Source organism: Microbacterium sp. AISO3, assembly GCF_002204305.1.
GTDB classification, from domain to species: Bacteria; Actinomycetota; Actinomycetes; order Actinomycetales; family Microbacteriaceae; genus Microbacterium; species Microbacterium arborescens.
This window is the reverse complement of record NZ_NHRF01000067.1, coordinates 1-458: the sequence shown is the minus strand read 5'-3', so window position 1 is coordinate 458 and position 458 is coordinate 1. Positions and strand designations below refer to the sequence as shown.

The following is a 458-nucleotide window of genomic DNA, read 5'->3' as shown; positions in this document are numbered from 1 at the left end:
GCAGGACAGCCTCACAACCCTCGGATTCGATGGTCTCGACGATGTGGTTATTGGCGTCAGGGTGGAACTGCACCAAAATCTCGCCAAGCACACCGACCCGCGGTTTACGCGGTCCATCGACCAATTCGAGATGTTCGAAATTGTCAACGATGCTGTTGATCATGGCCTTGTAGGACGTGCGGCGTCCCCAAGTCGTGGAATGTCCACCGTTCAGGAAATGCTCGCGCGCTATGGTCGTCCAGCGGCGCATGAGGCCATCAGCCGATCCTGGAACTGCTTCGTAAGGACGGGTACGAAGGTGCACGTTCTGCAGCAGGTCGCCAAGGGTAATAGCCTGCACCATGCGGTGGATGAGGGGAGCAGTCAGGGAGAAGCCCGGGTTGTCCTCGACTCCTTGCAGGGAAGCTGCGATGACCGGGATATTGCCAAACCCGGCATCCTTGAGAGCTTTGCGCAGC

1 pseudogene is annotated in these 458 nt (G+C 58.3%); it reads right to left on the bottom strand.

Features of this window, described 5'->3' with window-relative positions:
* Positions 1-458, bottom strand: a pseudogene (locus CBF90_RS16360) (2-hydroxyglutaryl-CoA dehydratase); the annotation flags it as partial.